At 70.0% G+C, this 15,996-nt stretch carries 16 protein-coding genes; 12 read left to right on the forward strand and 4 right to left on the reverse strand.

Features of this window, described 5'->3' with window-relative positions; all coding sequences use genetic code 11:
• The coding region (locus tag NFT33_RS06120; RefSeq protein WP_309296124.1) for a DnaA N-terminal domain-containing protein at positions 1-840 on the reverse strand (840 nt) is incomplete at its 3' end.
• A gap of 225 nt (positions 841-1,065) precedes the next feature.
• Between NFT33_RS06120 and rpmH the strand changes: the two genes are divergently transcribed.
• From rpmH to NFT33_RS06150, 6 genes are all read left to right on the forward strand, one after another.
• Positions 1,066-1,200, forward strand: a complete 135-nt coding sequence (gene rpmH / locus NFT33_RS06125) for a 50S ribosomal protein L34 (RefSeq protein ID WP_037482511.1) — start codon at positions 1,066-1,068, stop codon at positions 1,198-1,200.
• Positions 1,201-1,360: 160 nt separating this feature from the next.
• On the forward strand, positions 1,361-1,807 hold the full coding sequence (locus NFT33_RS06130) for a ribonuclease P protein component (protein WP_376744129.1): 447 nt from the start codon (positions 1,361-1,363) through the stop codon (positions 1,805-1,807).
• A 47-nt stretch (positions 1,808-1,854) separates the two neighbouring features.
• Complete coding sequence (yidD, locus tag NFT33_RS06135; RefSeq protein WP_149505377.1) at positions 1,855-2,223, forward strand: membrane protein insertion efficiency factor YidD; 369 nt, start codon at positions 1,855-1,857, stop codon at positions 2,221-2,223.
• Positions 2,220-3,875 (forward strand): membrane protein insertase YidC, encoded by a 1,656-nt coding sequence (yidC, locus tag NFT33_RS06140; RefSeq protein ID WP_220784584.1) that lies wholly within the window; start codon positions 2,220-2,222, stop codon positions 3,873-3,875. The genes yidD and yidC overlap by 4 nt, the downstream gene beginning before the upstream one ends.
• 391 nt (positions 3,876-4,266) lie before the next feature.
• On the forward strand, positions 4,267-5,682 hold the full coding sequence (mnmE, locus tag NFT33_RS06145; protein WP_251673924.1) for a tRNA uridine-5-carboxymethylaminomethyl(34) synthesis GTPase MnmE: 1,416 nt from the start codon (positions 4,267-4,269) through the stop codon (positions 5,680-5,682).
• Positions 5,683-5,863: 181 nt separating this feature from the next.
• Positions 5,864-6,325, forward strand: a complete 462-nt coding sequence (locus tag NFT33_RS06150) for a cyclic nucleotide-binding domain-containing protein (protein WP_251673926.1) — start codon at positions 5,864-5,866, stop codon at positions 6,323-6,325.
• Between the two features lie 6 nt (positions 6,326-6,331).
• On the opposite strand, the gene NFT33_RS06155 is transcribed toward NFT33_RS06150, so the two are convergent.
• Positions 6,332-8,332, reverse strand: a complete 2,001-nt coding sequence (locus NFT33_RS06155) for a monovalent cation:proton antiporter family protein (protein WP_149504766.1) — start codon at positions 8,330-8,332, stop codon at positions 6,332-6,334.
• A 121-nt stretch (positions 8,333-8,453) separates the two neighbouring features.
• Here NFT33_RS06155 and NFT33_RS06160 point away from each other — a divergent pair, with 121 nt between their 5' ends.
• The 4 genes from NFT33_RS06160 to NFT33_RS06175 are packed head-to-tail and all read left to right on the forward strand — an operon-like array spanning position 8,454 to position 11,521.
• Positions 8,454-9,401 carry a KpsF/GutQ family sugar-phosphate isomerase gene (locus NFT33_RS06160; RefSeq protein WP_251674095.1) on the forward strand — a complete coding sequence of 316 codons (948 nt, stop codon included), beginning with the start codon at positions 8,454-8,456 and terminating at the stop codon, positions 9,399-9,401.
• Positions 9,401-10,015: a KdsC family phosphatase gene (locus NFT33_RS06165; RefSeq protein ID WP_251673928.1), complete on the forward strand. Its 615-nt coding sequence runs from the start codon at positions 9,401-9,403 to the stop codon at positions 10,013-10,015. Before NFT33_RS06160 ends, NFT33_RS06165 begins: the two co-directional genes overlap by 1 nt.
• A 16-nt stretch (positions 10,016-10,031) precedes the next feature.
• Positions 10,032-10,709, forward strand: a complete 678-nt coding sequence (gene lptC, locus NFT33_RS06170) for an LPS export ABC transporter periplasmic protein LptC (protein ID WP_251673930.1) — start codon at positions 10,032-10,034, stop codon at positions 10,707-10,709.
• Positions 10,706-11,521, forward strand: a complete 816-nt coding sequence (locus tag NFT33_RS06175) for an SDR family oxidoreductase (RefSeq protein ID WP_251673932.1) — start codon at positions 10,706-10,708, stop codon at positions 11,519-11,521. The genes lptC and NFT33_RS06175 overlap by 4 nt, the downstream gene beginning before the upstream one ends.
• 106 nt (positions 11,522-11,627) lie before the next feature.
• Here the strand turns inward: NFT33_RS06175 and NFT33_RS06180 are convergent, their stop codons facing one another.
• Positions 11,628-12,086 carry an RNA recognition motif domain-containing protein gene (locus tag NFT33_RS06180; protein ID WP_149504762.1) on the reverse strand — a complete coding sequence of 153 codons (459 nt, stop codon included), beginning with the start codon at positions 12,084-12,086 and terminating at the stop codon, positions 11,628-11,630.
• 326 nt (positions 12,087-12,412) lie between these two features.
• On the opposite strand from NFT33_RS06180, the gene NFT33_RS06185 reads away from it, so the two are divergent.
• Positions 12,413-13,054, forward strand: coding sequence for a MarC family protein (locus tag NFT33_RS06185; protein ID WP_149504761.1), 642 nt, complete (start codon positions 12,413-12,415; stop codon positions 13,052-13,054).
• Here the strand turns inward: NFT33_RS06185 and NFT33_RS06190 are convergent.
• Complete coding sequence (locus NFT33_RS06190) at positions 13,014-13,979, reverse strand: LysR family transcriptional regulator (protein ID WP_251673934.1); 966 nt, start codon at positions 13,977-13,979, stop codon at positions 13,014-13,016. The two genes, NFT33_RS06185 and NFT33_RS06190, sit on opposite strands and share 41 nt — an antisense overlap.
• Positions 13,980-14,062: 83 nt before the next feature.
• On the opposite strand from NFT33_RS06190, the gene NFT33_RS06195 reads away from it, so the two are divergent.
• Positions 14,063-15,724 carry a GMC family oxidoreductase gene (locus NFT33_RS06195; RefSeq protein ID WP_251673936.1) on the forward strand — a complete coding sequence of 554 codons (1,662 nt, stop codon included), beginning with the start codon at positions 14,063-14,065 and terminating at the stop codon, positions 15,722-15,724.
• Positions 15,725-15,996 lie beyond the last annotated feature (272 nt).

Here is a 15,996-nt window from a genome sequence, read left to right on the forward strand (position 1 = left end):
AGCCGGGCTTGCGACGACCGCCGCTGCGGCGGCCGGTCTCGTGGGGGCTTCGGCCGAAGGCGCCGGTTCGACCGGCGGCTCGGCATCCATGTCGGGCAGCGCCGGCAGGTCGGGCAGATCAGGCAGATGCTCCGACAGTGCGGTGCGAGGCACGGGCTTCGGCAGCGGCGGGCGGGTGCGCGTGGCCGGCGCGGCGGCCGGCAGATCCGGCAGCGCTGCGGGTGGCGTGTGGTCCAGCCGGCCGGAGATGAAGGACGCTGCCGCCGCCGCATCCGCCGCCAGCCGGGCCAGCGCCGGGGATTCGGCCAGCGGCGAGAGGTCGGCGGCCAGCACCAGCGGCGTGGCCGGCTCGGCCACCTTCCGCGCGCCTGCGCGCGTGCGAGCACGCGCACCTGAAGCCGCCGATGTGGCCGAACTCCGTGCGCCTGCCGGCGGCAGGTCGAGCATCGACATCTGCACCGGATCATGGACCGGCGTGTCGGCTGGGGGCGGGGTCGGTGCGACCAGCGCCGGCGGCCCGGCGGGCAGCGGCGGACTCGCAGGCGCGGGCACGGGGGCGGGCGCAGGCGCAGGTGCCGCCTCGCGCGCGCCCGCGATATGCAGTTCGAGCCGGACCGGCATGCCGGCGATCTCGCTCAGGGTGCGCTCGATGCGCTCGCCGAACTGCGAGCGGATCCAGTCGCGCTTGAACCGGTTGGGAGCGCACAGGTCCACGCGAACCGCCGCGCCGTCCACGGTCACGTCGGCCGGGGGAAGCGGGCGGATCCACGTGTTGAACTGCTGTTGCGGCAGCTCGGCGGCGAGGCGTTCGAGGCCTCTATCCCACAGGTCCGTTTGCATGTGCTGAAAATTGTGGACAACTTCGAGCGAAGGGGCGCGATTGTATCGACATCGAAGCGGCCCGGGTGAGGTTATCCACAGATTCGCCGGCAGGGTCAATCCCCCCTGACGAGTCGACGATCCGGGTTCAGCATTGACTCATCGGCAAGTCGCGTGCTGTAATCGAGGGTTTCCCGAATCAGGGCGCCTTCGGGGTGCTCACACGTCAAGGCAAGAGGATTCATCATGAAGCGCACCTACCAACCGTCGAAGACCCGCCGTGCCCGCACCCATGGCTTCCTGGTCCGCATGAAGACCCGTGGCGGCCGTGCCGTGCTGAATGCACGCCGCGCCAAGGGCCGCAAGCGTCTGGCCGTCTGATTCCAGGGCTTTCAGGTCCTTTCCGGGCGTGAGCGGACCCTCAGAGTCGCGTCGGTTCGACCGGCTCAGCGGCCCCTCCCGCTTCGAGGCCGTGATGGCAGTGCGGCCCTGCGCGCGCACTGCCCGTTTCATGGTCCACCACCTCCCCCTTCCGCTGCCCATGCCAGCACCGATCGATCAGATCGATCCGGTGGCCTCCGGCATGGTTTTGCCTGTGGACAAGTCTGACGGACATGCCATCGCTCCGGCTGTGGATAACTCTGTGGAAAAGTCTGTGGATGAATCTGTGGAAAAGGTTGTGGAAAACCTGTTCGTTCCCGGTCAGTCGGCGTCGCTCCGGCTGGGTCTGGTCGTGCCGAAACGGCATGCCCGGCGCGCGGTGACCCGCACGCTGGTCAAGAACCAGCTCCGCGACGCGATGCGACGCCATCTTCCGCACCTCGCCCCCGGCGACTGGGTGCTGCGCCTGCGTGCGCCGATCGACCGTGCGCGTTTCCCGAGCGCGCGCTCCGAGGCGCTGGCGGCCGAACTGCGCGCCGAGATCGATCGCCTGCTGGCCGACGCGATGCGTCGCACGGCCCGGCATTGCGCCGCGCCGTCGTCCTGATCCGGACCTCCGTGACCGTGCTGCCGGCGTCCGATCCCGATTCTTCGTTGCGGACCCGGCTTCGCCGGTGGCCGTCAGCCGCGCTGATCGGGCTGATCCGCGCCTACCGCCTGCTGCTGAGCCCCTGGCTGGGCTCGTCATGCCGCTTCGAGCCGACCTGCTCGGCCTACGGACTTGTTGCCTTGGAACGTCACGGTGCCCGGCGAGGCGGCGCGTTGACGCTCTGGCGCATCGCGCGCTGCCATCCGTGGTGCCAAGGCGGGCATGATCCGGTCCCTGACCGGTCGCCGCCGTCGCGGCGGCTGTTCACCTCTCTTCTGGAGCGCTCCGACGAGCGGACGCAGCAGGATGACGATCCTGCTGCGGCCCCGCCCGACCGGGCGCGTTCGCTCGCCAATCGAAAGACCTCTGTATGACCGACACGCGGCGTGCCCTGCTCTGGGGCATCTTTTCCGTCTCGCTCGTGATGCTGTGGGACGGCTGGAACAAGCACAACGGCCAGCCGTCGATGTTCGCTCCGCCGGTCGCCGCCTCGGCAGCGGCTGCAGGCAGCGCGCCGGGCGTGCCTGCCGCGCCGGCCCAGCCGGCTGGCGTGGCACCGCTGCCCGGCCTGGCCGCTGGCGGCGAGCCCTCGCGCACCATCGACATCAGCACCGATCTGGTCCGTGCCAGCATCGACACCCGCGGTGCCAGCCTGGTCGGCCTGACGCTGCCGCGCTACCGCGACGAGCATGACACCAGCAAGCCGGTGATGCTGTTCGACCGCTCGGCCCAGCGTGTCTACCAGGCCGATTCCGGCCTGATCCCGCAGCTGGCCGGTCAGGCCGCGCTGCCCAACCACACCACGCCGATGACGCTGGTGCCGGGTCCGCTGACGCTGGCCGACGGCCAGAACGAGCTGGCAGTCAGCTTCGAGTCGGCCGAGCAGGGCGGCGTGAAGCTGCGCAAGACCTATGTCTTCAAGCGCGGCGACTATGCGGTGCGGGTGCGCCATGAGGTGGTCAACACCTCGGCCGCGCCGGTGGCCGCGCAGCTCTACCTGCAGCTGGCGCGCGACGGCACGGTGCCCTCGACCTCGATCTTCATGGGGCCGGCTGCGTTCACCGGCCCGGCCGTCTACACCGACGCGGCGAAGTTCCAGAAGGTCGATTTCGCCGACATCGAGAAGTCCAAGGCCGATCACGAGAAGTCGGCCGACAACGGCTGGATCGCGATGGTCCAGCACCACTTCGTCGGTGCCTGGATCTTCAATGACAAGGTCGCGCGCAGCTTCCAGACCAAGCGCGAAGGCACCAATCTCTATTCGGTGGCGATGACGCTGCCGGTCGACGCGATCGCGCCGGGCGCGACGAAGACGGTCGAGACGACGCTCTACGCCGGCCCGCAGGAAGAGAACAAGCTCGAGGCCCTGGCGCCCGGGCTGGAGCTGGTCAAGGACTACGGCTGGGTCACGATGCTGGCCAAGCCGCTGTTCTGGCTGCTCGACAAGCTGCATGGCCTGATCGGCAACTGGGGCTGGTCGATCGTGGCGCTGGTGGTGCTGCTGAAGATCGCCTTCTACTGGCTCAATGCCAGCGCCTATCGCTCGATGGGCAAGATGAAGGCGGTCAACCCGAAGATCATGGAGATCCGCGAGCGCTACAAGGCCGACCCGCAGAAGATGCAGCAGGAAATGATGCGCATCTACCGCGAGGAGAAGGTCAATCCGCTGGGCGGCTGCCTGCCGATCTTCATCCAGATGCCGTTCTTCATCGCGCTGTACTCGGTGCTGCTGGCCTCGGTCGAGATGCGCGGTGCGCCGTGGATCGGCTGGATCACCGACCTGAGCGTTCAGGACCCGTATTACATCCTGCCGGCGCTGATGACGGTCACCACGCTGTTCCAGACCTGGCTGAACCCGACCCCGCCGGATCCGGTCCAGGCCAAGATGATGTGGATCATGCCGCTGCTGTTCAGCGTGATGTTCATCTTCTTCCCCGCAGGTCTGGTGCTGTACTGGTTCGTCAACAACCTGCTGTCGATCGCGCAGCAGTGGATGATCAACCGCCAGCTCGGCCTGAACCGCTGACGCCGCGTCGACGCCTGCCTGCGGGCGGGTGACCTGCAAGGGTCGTGAAGGGGGTGCGATGCACCTCTTTTGCGACCCTTGTTGCTTTGTGCAATTCGGACGCGACAAGTGGCACGGCCTTTGCCGCCGGTTGCAAGGGCTGCCTTGAGTCTGTCACGGACGGCCCGCATCATTCGTTCTGCGGGGCGTGACCCCGGGATTGTGGTGGCAGGCTTGCAAGCCAGCAGAAGACGGGCCGGGAGGCTCGCCCCCACAGGCCCGGCTCCGGGGGCTGATGGCGATGAGCCGGCTCCCCTCCGCGCGAACACCCTGACGCCCTGTCGGCCCGGCTGCCGACAGGGCGTTTCTCATGGCGCAGGTCGGTCGTGCGGCGTCGGCGAGAATGCGCGCCATGCTTGCTCGACATCAGGATCCGATCGTGGCGATCGCCACCGCCCCCGGCCGCGGCGCCGTGGGCATCGTGCGTGTTTCCGGCCGCGGTCTGGCCCCGCTGGCCCGGCGCCTGACCGGCCGCGATCTGGCCCCGCGCGTGGCCACCTACGGCCCCTTTCTCGACGCCGAGGACCGGCCGATCGACCAGGGCCTGGCGCTCTATTTCCCGGCGCCGCACAGCTATACCGGCGAGGATGTACTGGAGCTGCAGGCCCACGGCGGCCCGGTGGTGCTGCAGCTGCTGATGGCGCGCTGCCTGCAGGCGGCGGCCGAGGGCGAGCTGCTGCCTCGGCTGCGGCCGGCCGAGCCGGGCGAGTTCACCGAGCGCGCCTTCCTGAACGACAAGCTCGACCTGGCGCAGGCCGAGGCGGTGGCCGACCTGATCGACGCCAGCACCGAGGCGGCGGCGCGCAGCGCGGCCCGCTCGCTGTCAGGCGACTTCTCCAGGCGCATCGAGGCGCTGCGCGACGGACTGGTCGAGCTGCGCATGCTGGTCGAGGCGACGCTGGACTTTCCCGAGGAGGAGATCGACTTCCTCGAGAAGGCCGACGCCCGCGGGCGGCTGGCGCGGCTGGCCGAGCGGCTCGATGTGGTGCTCGACACCGCGCGCCAGGGCGCGCTGCTGCGCGAAGGCCTGACGGTGGTGATCGCCGGCCAGCCCAATGCAGGCAAGAGTTCCCTGCTGAACGCGCTGGCCGGCGCCGAGCTGGCCATCGTCACCCCGATCGCCGGCACCACCCGCGACCGGGTCAGCGAGACGCTGCAGATCGAGGGCGTGCCGGTGCATGTGATCGACACCGCCGGCCTGCGCTCCGACGCCGAGGCGGCCGACGAGGTCGAGCGCATCGGCATCGCGCGCAGCTGGGAGGCGATCGCCGGCGCCGATGCGGTGCTGATGCTGCATGACCTGACCCGCTGCCTGGACCCGGACTACGCCGCGGCCGATCGTGCGATCGAGGCGCGGCTGCCCGACCGCTCGCGCCGCGTGCATGTCTTCAACAAGACCGACCGGGTCGACGCCGCGCACCGGGCGGCGGTGCTGGCCGGCGTGCCGGACGGCGAGCGGGCGCTCACGCTCTCGGCCAAGACCCGCGACGGGCTGGAGGGCTTGCGCCGCCTGCTGCTGGAGCTGGCGGGCTGGCATGCCTCGCCCGACGGCGTGTTCATCGCGCGCGAGCGCCATCTGACGGCGCTGCGCCGCGCACGCGAGCACCTCGAGCTGGCCGAGGGCTGGGCCGCGCGCCGCGACGAGGCGCTGGACCTGTTCGCCGAGGAGCTGCGCCTGTCGCATGACGCGCTGGGCGAGATCACCGGCGCCTTCTCGGCCGACGACCTGCTGGGCGTGATCTTTTCGCGCTTCTGCATCGGCAAATAGGACGGGCGGCGAGGGGGGGCATGATCGTGCTCGCTGGTGTCATGGCGTGACATGTTTCACGAATCGCCGGAAGTGTTATTTTCGTAAACCTTTTGTGCCACCTGCCGGAGCATCATGCCGGCCCGGGTGGCCGGCTATGCTCCTGCCCTGCGGAAAGTGCGAGAGGTGAACGGCGATGGGAATGGATGAACTGATCGAGGCGGTGCAGTCCCTGCGGGCTGACGACGCCTTTCGCGCCCGCTTCAACCTGCCGCAATGGCGCAACTTCGCCGCCTACCTGACGCCCTACCAGCTGCGCGCCGGCGATCTGCTGATCAAGCAGGGCGAGTGCGACCGGGCCGCCTACTTCGTCGGCCAGGGCAGTCTGCAGGTCTATGTCCAGGGCGCGGCGCCCGGCGCCTTCCGGGTGGCCTTGATGCGGCCGGGCGCGCTGGTCGGCGAGACCGGCCTGTTCAGCGACCAGCCGCACTCGGCCAGCGTCGAGGCGATGACGCCGACCATCGTCTGGGCCCTGCATCTGCCGCGCTACGAGGAGCTGGCCGCCCGGGCGCCGACGCTCGCCAACGAGGTGCTGCGTGCGGCCGGTGCGGTCATGGTGGCGCGGCTGCGCGCCAATCTGGCGCAGCGGGTCGCGGTCGCCTGAGCCGGCTCAGCCCTTCTTCAGCAGCAGGGCCTCGGCCAGCGCCAGGGTCTCGGGCAGGCCGCTGAGCACCAGCACGTCGCCGCCGGCCAGCATGAAGTCGTCGTCGACCTCGAGCACCTGACCGCTGGCGCGGCGCACCGACACCACCGACACCCCCATCACCTGCAGCGTCAGGTCGCCCAGACGCCGGCCGACGCAGGGTGCACCCGGTGGCAGGCCGATCGACTGCAGCCGGGCCTGCTGCAGCTCCTCGACGGTGTCGTCGTCGGCGCCGTGGAAGTAGCCGCGCAGCAGGCCGTAGCGGGCGTCGCGGGCGTCTTGGGTGATGCGGATGACCCGGCGCATCGGCACGCCCACCAGGGCCAGCGCATGGCTGGCCAGCATCAGCGAACCCTCCAGCGCCTCTGGCACCACCTCGGTGGCACCGGCGGCGCGCAGCCGCTCCAGATCGGTGTCGTCGGGCGTGCGCACCACCACCGGCACATGCGCGGCATGCTCGCGCACATGCTGCAGCACCTTCAGCGCCGAGGGCGTGTCGTTGTAGGTGACGACCACCGCGGTCGCGCGCGACAGGCCGGCGGCGATCAGGCTGGGCAGCTTGGCCGCATCGCCGAAGACCACGCTCTGGCCGGCCGCTGCCGCCTGGCGCACCCGGTCGGGGTCGAGGTCCAGCGCCATGTAGGGAATGCGCTCCTTGTCGAGCAGCCGGGCCAGGTTCTGGCCGCTGCGGCCGTAGCCGCAGATGATCAGGTGCGCCTCGGTGCGGATCGACTTCTTGACGATGGAGGTCAGCTGCACCGACTGCATCAGCCAGTCGGTGGCCGACAGCTTCATGACGATGCGGTTGCTGCCCATGATGATGAAGGGCGTGGCCAGCATCGACAGCACCATCGAGGCCAGCACCGGGCTCAGCCAGCGGTCGGCGACCAGGTCGACCTGGGCGCTGAGCGTCAGCAGCACGAAGCCGAACTCGCCGGCCTGGGCCAGGTACAGGCCGGTGCGGATCGCCACGCCGGGCGCCGAGCCGAAGGCGCGGGCCAGCAGCGCCACCATGCCGGCCTTGGCCAGCACCGGCAGCGTGCTCAGCAGCAGCACCAGCACCCACTGGTCCAGCACCGGGCGCCAGTCCAGCTTCATGCCGATGGTGATGAAGAACAGCCCGAGCAGCACGTCATGGAAGGGCCGGATGTCGGTCTCGACCTGATGCTTGAACTCGGTCTCGGCGATCAGCATGCCGGCGACGAAGGCGCCCAGCGCCAGCGACAGCCCGGCGTGTTCCGTCAGCCACGACAGGCCCAGCGTGATCAGCAGGATGTTGAGGATGAACAGGTCCTCGCTCTTCCTGCGCGCCACCAGCGTCAGCCACCAGCGCATCAGCCTCTGGCCGCCCCACAGCAGCAGCGTCAGCAGCACCGCGGCCTTCAGCGTCGCGCGGCCCAGCGTCTCCCACAGGTCGCCGCCGCCCTGGGCCAGCGACGGAATCAGCACCAGCAGCGGCACGACCGCCAGATCCTGGAACAGCAGCACGCCCATGACATTGCGGCCATGCTCGCTTTCCAGCTCGAGCCGTTCGGCCATCATCTTCGCGACGATCGCGGTGCTCGACATCGCCATGGCCGCGCCGAGCGCGACCGCACCCTGCCAGCTCAGCTCCCACGCCCGGCCCAGCAGCGAGAAGGCGGTGATCAGCATCAGATTGCCGATGGCCGCGCCGGCCAGCGTCAGCAGCACCTGCCCGGCGCCGAGGCCGAAGACCAGCCGCTGCATGCTGCGCAGCTTGGGCAGGTTGAACTCCAGCCCGATGACGAACATCAGGAAGACGATGCCGAACTCCGCCAGGTAGCGGATGCCGGCCGAGTCCTTGGCCAGCGCCAGCGCGTTCGGGCCGATCAGCACGCCGACGAGCAGATAGCCGAGCATCGAGGGCAGCTTCAGCAGCCGGCAGCCGACGACGCCGGCGACCGCGGCAAGAAGGTAGAGCAGGGCAATGTCGAGAGTGCTGGCCATTCACCATCCTAGAATCCGGCAATCGTAATTCAGCTTCCGGCCTCCCGATCCCGTGACCGACATCCCAGCCGCCACCGCCGCCAGCGCGCCCCCCCGCTTCGAGGCCGAGCGCGTGCTGCGCATGGCCCGCCAGACCCTGCGCATCGAGGCCGAGGCGCTGATGCAATTGCAGGACCAGCAGGGCGAGAGCTTCGTGCGCGTCGTGCACGCGATCCTGAACGGCCGCGGCCGCGTGGTCGTGATGGGCATGGGCAAGAGCGGCCATGTCGGACGCAAGATCGCCGCGACGCTGGCCTCGACCGGCACGCCGGCGATGTTCGTGCACCCGGGCGAGGCCAGCCACGGCGACCTGGGCATGGTCACGCCGGGCGACATCGTGCTGGCGCTCTCCAACTCCGGCGAAAGCGACGAGATCGCCGCGATCCTGCCGGCGCTCAAGCGCCTGGGCGTGACGCTGGTGGCGATGACCGGCCGGCCCGACTCGACGCTGGCCTCGCATGCCGACTGGGTGCTGTCGAACCGGGTCGAGCAGGAGGCCTGCCCGCTCAATCTCGCACCGACGGCCAGCACCACCGCGCAGCTGGCGCTGGGCGACGCGCTGGCGGTGGCGCTGCTGGACGCACGCGGCTTCCGCCCCGAGGACTTCGCGCGCTCGCACCCGGGCGGTGCGCTCGGGCGCAAGCTGCTGACCCATGTGCGCGACATCATGCGCCAGGGCGAGGCGGTGCCGCGGGTGTCGCCCGCGGCGAGCTGCCTGGAGGTGATGCGCGAGATGAGCGCCAAGGGCCTGGGTGCCGCGGCGATCGTCGACGCCCAGGGCCGTGCGATCGGCATCTTCACCGACGGCGACCTGCGCCGTGCGGTCGAGCAGGGCACGGACCTGCGCGCGCTGTCTGCCGCCGACCTGGTGCGCAGCCGCCCGCGCAGCATCGGCGAGGATGCGCTGGCGGTCGAGGCCGCCACGCTGATGGAAGACGCCTGCATCACCACGCTGCTGGTGCATGACGGCGAGGGCCGCCTGGTCGGCGCGCTCAACACCAACGACCTGATGCGCGCGAAGGTGATCTGATGAGCGACCCGACCCCGATGGCCGCCGCCACGCCCTGGCCGCGCCCGATCTCGCCGGTGCTGAACTTCGCGCCGGAGCTGCTGCTGGCGGCGCAGGGTGTGCGCGCCGCGATCTTCGACGTCGACGGCTGCCTGACCGACGGGCGCATCTACATCGGCGAGCACGGCGAGAGCGTCAAGGCCTTCAGCACGCTCGACGGCCACGGCATCAAGCTGCTGGCGCGCGCCGGCATCGAGCCGGTGGTGATCACCGGCCGCGACACGCCGGCGGTGCGCCGCCGCTGCGCCGATCTGGGCATCGTGCATGCCTTTCACGGCATTCACGACAAGCTGGCCGCGGCCGAGCGGATGCTGGCGCTGCTGGGGCTCGGCTGGCATGAGCTGGCGGTCATCGGCGACGACTGGCCGGACCTGCCGCTGATGGTGCGCTGCGCGCTGGCCTGCGCGCCGGCCCAGGCGCATGCGGAGGTGCGCGCCGCGGCCCACCATGTCACCGCGGTGCCGGGCGGGCAGGGCGCGGCGCGCGAGTTCTGCGATCTGCTGCTGTGCGCCAGCGGCCGGTACGCTGCGCTGCTGGCGGGCCATCTGGCCACGCTTGACGGCGCCACGGCCTGACACGGGACACGATCGCGTGGCCTCGCTCGACGACGACACCAGTCCGCTGCCGCTGCCCCCGCTGGTGGCCACCCGTGCGGTCGATGCGGCCCGGCCGGCGCTGCCGCGCGGCGAGCGCTGGCGCCAGGCGCTGCTGGGCCATCTGCCGCTGTTCCTGATGGCGCTGCTGGCGGGCGCCACCTGGTGGCTGGTCCAGCAGACGCCCGAGCCCGAGCCGGACCGGGCAGCCCAGGCGCCTACCCATGAGCCCGACTACGAGATGCATGGCTTCTCGGTGCAGCACTACGGGCAGGCGGGGCCGGCCCGCGGGGTCATCGAGGGCGAGGTCGTGCGTCACCATCCCGACACCGACACGCTGGAGATCGACGGGCTGAGCCTGCGCTGGCGCGATGACGCCGGCAACCTGCTGCGCGCCCGTGCCGCCCATGCGATCGCCCAGGGCGATGGCAGCGAGGTGCGGCTGATGGGCGGCGCCACCGTGGAGCGCGATCGGCTGCCCGGCGAAAGCGCGCCGCTGCAGTTCAGCAGCGAGGAGATGATCTTCGATCGGCGTCAGGACCAGGTGCGCAGCGACCGTCCGGTGGTGCTGCGCCAGGGCGCCAGCCTCATCGAGGCCCGGGGGCTGACCTACTGGCATGCGGACGCCCGGCTCGAGCTTCGGGGCGCTGTGCGCGGTCGCCTGCCCGCCCGATGACCCCCGAGGAGCGCCAGAGGCTGGAACGCGAGCGCGCGCCGCTGGTCTTCATCACCGGGGCCTCCAGCGGCATAGGCCGGGCGCTGGCCGAGGCCTATGCTGCACGCGGCTGGCGCCTGGCGCTGGTGGCGCGACGTGCCGAGGTGATCCGGGCCTGGCTGGATGAAGCCGGCATCGGCCCCGCGCAGGCCCAGGTGCATGTTGCGGATGTGCGCGACCGCGAGGCGATCGTCGCGGCGGGCATGCGCTGCCTGATCGAGCAGGGCCTGCCGGATGTGGTCATCGCCAATGCGGGCATCAGCGTTGGCATCGACACCGCCGAGCGCGAGGACCTGGCCGTGCTCGAGGATCTCTATGCCACCAATGTCGTCGGCATGGCCGCGACCTTTCATCCCTTCATCCGGCCGATGCGGCTGGCGCGGCGCGGCACCCTGGTCGGCATCGCCAGTGTCGCGGCGATCCGGGGGCTGCCCGGGCATGGCGGCTACTGCGGCAGCAAGGCCGCGGTGGTCAGCTACTGCGAAAGCCTGCGCATCGAGCTGCGCAGCGACGGCATTCGTGTCGTCACGCTGCTGCCCGGCTTTGTCGACACGCCCCTGACACGCGGCAACCGCTATGCGATGCCCTTTCTGCTGAGCCCTCGGGAATTCGCGCGCAGGGCGCTGCCGGTGATCGACCGGGGACGCCGCCATGCGGTCATTCCCTGGCCGATGGGCGTGCTGACCGTGCTGATGCGCTGGCTGCCGCGCAGGCTCTGGGACCGCCTGACCGCAGGGCGTGGCCGCAAGCAGCGGCGCGGCGATCCGCGCTGAAATGACAAGAGGGCGACCCCTTGGCGGGATCGCCCTCTTGTTCTGGACGTCTGTCGATCGGCGGCGCGAGCCTGTCAGCTCAGCTCACCGATCGCAGCGACACGGATCAGTAGCCGCCGCCGCCGTAGCCGCCGCGACCACCGCCGCCGCCGCCGCCTTCACGACGGCCACCGCCGCCGTACGGGCTGCGGAAGCCGCCGCCGTTGCCGCCGCCGCCGCCGCCGTAGCCGCCGCCACCATTGCCGCCGCCGAAGCCGCCGCCACCACCGCCGTCACGACGGCCGCCGTACGGGCTGCGGAAGCCGCCCGGACGCTCTTCGCGGGGGCGAGCCTCGTTGACGACGACGGCACGGCCGCCGATCGCCTGGCCGTTCAGGCCGTTGATGGCTGCCTGGGCTTCGGCATCCGAGCCCATCTCGACGAAGCCGAAGCCCTTCGAGCGGCCGGTTTCGCGGTCCATCATGACCTTGGCGGACTGGACCGCGCCGAACTCGGAGAAAGCAGCGTTCAGTTCTTCGTCGCGAACGCCGTAGGCCAGGTTGCCCACGTAGAGTTTGTTGCCCATGGAAGAGCGCCTTTCAAGCAAAACAGGGTACGTTGAGTACCAGGGGACCATGTGGCGGAGCTACAGCCAGCACTCATTCGATAGAACAGAGAAAAGGCGCCGCGTCCAATCACGAGGGGCCATTATGTATGACCGTCAAGCCCTGGGAACACCCCTTCTGGCAGAAGTGTTGTAAGCCTGCGCAGTTTTTTGATCTGTCCGTGATCTTCAACAGTCAAAAATTTCGGGTTAACCCTTGAATATGTCAGATCGAGTGCGGAAGCCGCCTGTTGCAACAGGGCCTTCAACCGAGAGGTGAAGGCGCGAGGCCGGCGCAGAATCACGTCATGGACCTGCTCAAGCCGCTGATCGCGCTGCTGGCGATCGTCAATCCGATCGGCGTCGTGCCGTTCTTCATCCATTTCACGCAGCATCTCGATGCCGCAGCGCGGCGCCGCACCATCCGGGTGTCGAGCTTCAGCGCCTTCCTGGTGATCTCGATCAGCGCGCTGGCCGGGCTGAAGGTGATCGAGTTCTTCGGCATCTCGCTGGCCTCCTTCCAGGTGGGTGGCGGCACGCTGCTGCTGATCAGCGCGCTGCAGATGCTCAACGCGCAGCCGGCCGAGTCGCGCTCCGACGATGTCAGCGAGGGCCGCGAGCGTGCCGACTCGGGCGACAGCATCGCGGTGGTGCCGCTGACCATTCCGCTGCTGACCGGGCCCGCCACCATCTCGACGATGGTGATCTATGCCGACAAGACGCGCCACTGGTGGGAGCTGGGCGTGCTGATGGGCTATGGCGTGGTCGTCGGACTGGCGACCTTCGTCGCGTTCTCGGCGGCGGGCGGCGTGGCACGGCTGCTCGGACGCACCGGCATCAACGTGATGACCCGGCTGATGGGCCTGATCCTGGCTGCGCTGGCGGTGGAGATCATGGCCGAGGGCCTGATCAAGCTCTTTCCTGTGCTGGCCTCGCATCTGGCGCCCTGACGGGGGCCGGGATCGTCGCCTCACCGCGGCCCCAGCTTGTGCGGGCAGCCGCGTGCAGCTGCGCCACGAGAGGCTCGTGCTGGCGTGCGCGCAGGCTCACCAGCGCGAGCTGCGTGTCCAGCGCCAGCTGTCGCAGCAGCACCAGGCCCCGCTCGTGTGCGGCCCGCAAGGCCGGCGCCTCTCTGGCCAGCGACAGGCCGACGCCGGCCTCGACCAGATCGATCATCGAGGCCTCCTGATCCACTTCGGCCACAGGCGCCGGGCTGGCGCCGCAGCGTGTCCAGACCGGTGCAAGCAGCCGGGCGTGCACCGAGTCGGTCGGCGTGCCGATCCAGGGCAGTGCCGCCAGGGCGGTCCAGCTGTCGCAGCCGGCCAGCCGGTGCTGCCACGCGCGCGGCGCGACGACCACATAGCGCACCGGTGCGAGAGGCTGGCGCATGAACAGCGTCTCGTCGCATTCGCCCAGATAGAAGCCGACATCGAGCCGGCGCTCCCGCACCTCGCGCAGCGCCCAGCCGGAGGTGCCGTGGCGCAGCACCGGGCGGATCGGCTGGAGCGTGTCCGTCTGCAGCCGGCCGATGAAGTCGCCCAGGCGGATGAAGGCCGGATCGAGAATGGTGCCGATGCCGGCCGGCACCGGATCGCAGCGGTTCGGCTGGCCCAGGGCGCGGACGGTGTGCTCGAGCCGATGCATCGCCTCCAGCGCGGGGCGGGTCTGTGCGAGCAGCCGCTCGCCGTCGGGCGTCAGCTTCAGGCCGCGGCCGGTGCGTCTCAGCAGCACCAGGCCGAGCCGGTCCTGCAGCGCGCGCAGCTGCATCGACAGCGCCGACGGCGAACGGTTGAGCCGTTCGGCCGCCTGGCCGAGCGAGCCGGTTTCCGCCACCGCAGCGAAGGTGGCGAGCTGGCGCAAGTCGAGTTGAGACATCCTGAAATCAGCTTGCGGCGAAAGTGTGCACGCCGCGCAGTGGTGCCCATAAAGTCGGGCTGAGCAAGGAGACAGGACAGAGCATGCCCATATTCGACTACATCATCATCGGCGCCGGCTCGGCCGGCAGCCTGCTGGCCAATCGCCTGAGCGTCGATCCGGCCACCCGCGTGCTGCTGATCGAGGCCGGCGGCCGCGACGACTACCACTGGATCCACATTCCGGTCGGCTATCTGCACTGCATCGGCAACCCGCGCACCGACTGGCTCTATCAGACCGAGCCCGATCCGGGCCTGAACGGCCGGAAGCTGCGCTATCCGCGTGGCAAGGTGCTGGGCGGCTGCTCCAGCATCAACGGCATGATCTACATGCGCGGCCAGTCGCGCGACTACGACCAGTGGGCCGAGCTGACCGGCGACGCGGCCTGGCGCTGGGAGCACTGCCTGCCGGCCTTCCGGCAGCACGAGAACCACTGGCGGCTCGATGCTGCCAACGCCGCACAGGCCAGCGCCGAGTTCAAGGCCCTGCACGGCCACGGCGGCGAGTGGCGGGTCGAGCGCCAGCGTCTGCGCTGGGACATTCTCGATGCCTTCGCGCAGGCCGCGCAGCAGGCCGGCATTCCCGCCACCGACGACTTCAACCGCGGCAGCAACGAGGGCGTGGGCTACTTCGAGGTCAACCAGAAGTCGGGCCTGCGCTGGAACACCGCCAAGGCCTTCCTGCGCCCGACCTGCTACGGCCGGCCGAACTTCGAGATGTGGACCGGCGCGCAGGTGCGCCGCCTGACGCTGGCGCGCGGCGCCGACGGCGCGCTGCGCTGCACCGGCGCCGAGGTGCTCACGCCGACCGGCATCGAGACGGTGAGCGCGAGCCGCGAGGTGCTGCTGAGCGCTGGCAGCATCGGCAGCGTGCAGATCCTGGAGTTGTCGGGCATCGGCGATGGCCAGGTGCTGCAGTCGCAGGGCATCGAAGTGCAGCACCTGCTGCCCGGCGTCGGCGAGAACCTGCAGGACCATCTGCAGATCCGCTCGGTCTACAAGGTGCAGGGCACACGCACGCTCAACACCCGTGCCGCCACGCCCTGGGGCAAGGCGATGATCGGCCTGGAGTACCTGCTGCGCCGCACCGGCCCGATGAGCATGGCGCCGTCGCAGCTCGGTGCCTTCACCCGCTCGTCGCCGCAGTTCGAGTGGCCGAACCTCGAGTACCACGTGCAGCCGCTGTCGCTCGATGCCTTCGGCGAGCCGCTGCACGGCTTCGATGCGATCACCGCCAGCGTCTGCAACCTCAACCCGACCTCGCGTGGCCAGGTCCACATCCGCTCGCCGCGTCCGGAGGAGGCCCCGGCGATCCGGCCGAACTACCTGTCGACCGCGCAGGATCGCCAGGTGGCGGCCGATTCGCTGCGGGTGACACGCCGCATCGTCGCGCAGCCGGCGATGCAGGCCTTCCGGCCCGAGGAGTTCCGGCCCGGCATCCAGCACCAGAGCGATGAGGAACTGGCCCGCCTGGCCGGCGACATCGGCACCACCATCTTCCATCCGGTCGGCACCTGTCGCATGGGCCGCGCAGACGACCCGATGGCGGTGACCGACCCGCGGCTGCGGGTGCGCGGCGTGGCCGGGCTGCGTGTCGTCGACGCCAGCGTGATGCCGGTCATCACCAGCGGCAACACCAACTCGCCGACGCTGATGCTGGCCGAGCGGGCCGCAGGCTGGATTCTTGACGCTGCGCAGCTTTCGTGAGGCGCGGCGACCGGACGGGCTGGCATCGCCAGGGACTGCATCGTTCTGGTGCGGGAAACCCCGGATATGGTGGACTGTTGCGAAACCCTACAGTCTCGCCACTCGCAGACGCCGCCCCGAGGGGCAGGCGGGCAGGAGTGAGGGACTGAGGAGACTGGTCACCGTAGCGCAACAAGAAACGCCGCCCCCACATCACACAACATCCGGCGGCACCACTCAGACGCTCCAGAAGATTCGGCGCCATGTGGCGCGATGAGACAATTCGACGGCAC

The organism is Sphaerotilus sp. FB-3, from assembly GCF_023706025.1.
In the GTDB taxonomy this organism is placed as follows: domain Bacteria; phylum Pseudomonadota; class Gammaproteobacteria; order Burkholderiales; family Burkholderiaceae_C; genus Sphaerotilus; species Sphaerotilus sulfidivorans.

Bases quoted from the DNA above. Each gene is read 5' to 3' on its own strand.
- NFT33_RS06195 (WP_251673936.1), top strand. From the start codon at position 14,063: ATGCCCATATTCGACTACATCATCATCGGCGCCGGCTCGGCCGGCAGC.
- NFT33_RS06155 (WP_149504766.1), bottom strand. From the start codon at position 8,332: ATGGCCAGCACTCTCGACATTGCCCTGCTCTACCTTCTTGCCGCGGTC.
- NFT33_RS06160 (WP_251674095.1), top strand. From the start codon at position 8,454: ATGGCCCGCCAGACCCTGCGCATCGAGGCCGAGGCGCTGATGCAATTG.
- NFT33_RS06150 (WP_251673926.1), top strand. From the start codon at position 5,864: ATGGATGAACTGATCGAGGCGGTGCAGTCCCTGCGGGCTGACGACGCC.
- NFT33_RS06165 (WP_251673928.1), top strand. From the start codon at position 9,401: ATGAGCGACCCGACCCCGATGGCCGCCGCCACGCCCTGGCCGCGCCCG.
- NFT33_RS06180 (WP_149504762.1), bottom strand. From the start codon at position 12,086: ATGGGCAACAAACTCTACGTGGGCAACCTGGCCTACGGCGTTCGCGAC.
- NFT33_RS06190 (WP_251673934.1), bottom strand. From the start codon at position 13,979: ATGTCTCAACTCGACTTGCGCCAGCTCGCCACCTTCGCTGCGGTGGCG.
- NFT33_RS06175 (WP_251673932.1), top strand. From the start codon at position 10,706: ATGACCCCCGAGGAGCGCCAGAGGCTGGAACGCGAGCGCGCGCCGCTG.
- NFT33_RS06185 (WP_149504761.1), top strand. From the start codon at position 12,413: ATGGACCTGCTCAAGCCGCTGATCGCGCTGCTGGCGATCGTCAATCCG.
- yidC (WP_220784584.1), top strand. From the start codon at position 2,220: ATGACCGACACGCGGCGTGCCCTGCTCTGGGGCATCTTTTCCGTCTCG.
- rpmH (WP_037482511.1), top strand. From the start codon at position 1,066: ATGAAGCGCACCTACCAACCGTCGAAGACCCGCCGTGCCCGCACCCAT.
- mnmE (WP_251673924.1), top strand. From the start codon at position 4,267: ATGCTTGCTCGACATCAGGATCCGATCGTGGCGATCGCCACCGCCCCC.
- NFT33_RS06130 (WP_376744129.1), top strand. From the start codon at position 1,361: ATGCCAGCACCGATCGATCAGATCGATCCGGTGGCCTCCGGCATGGTT.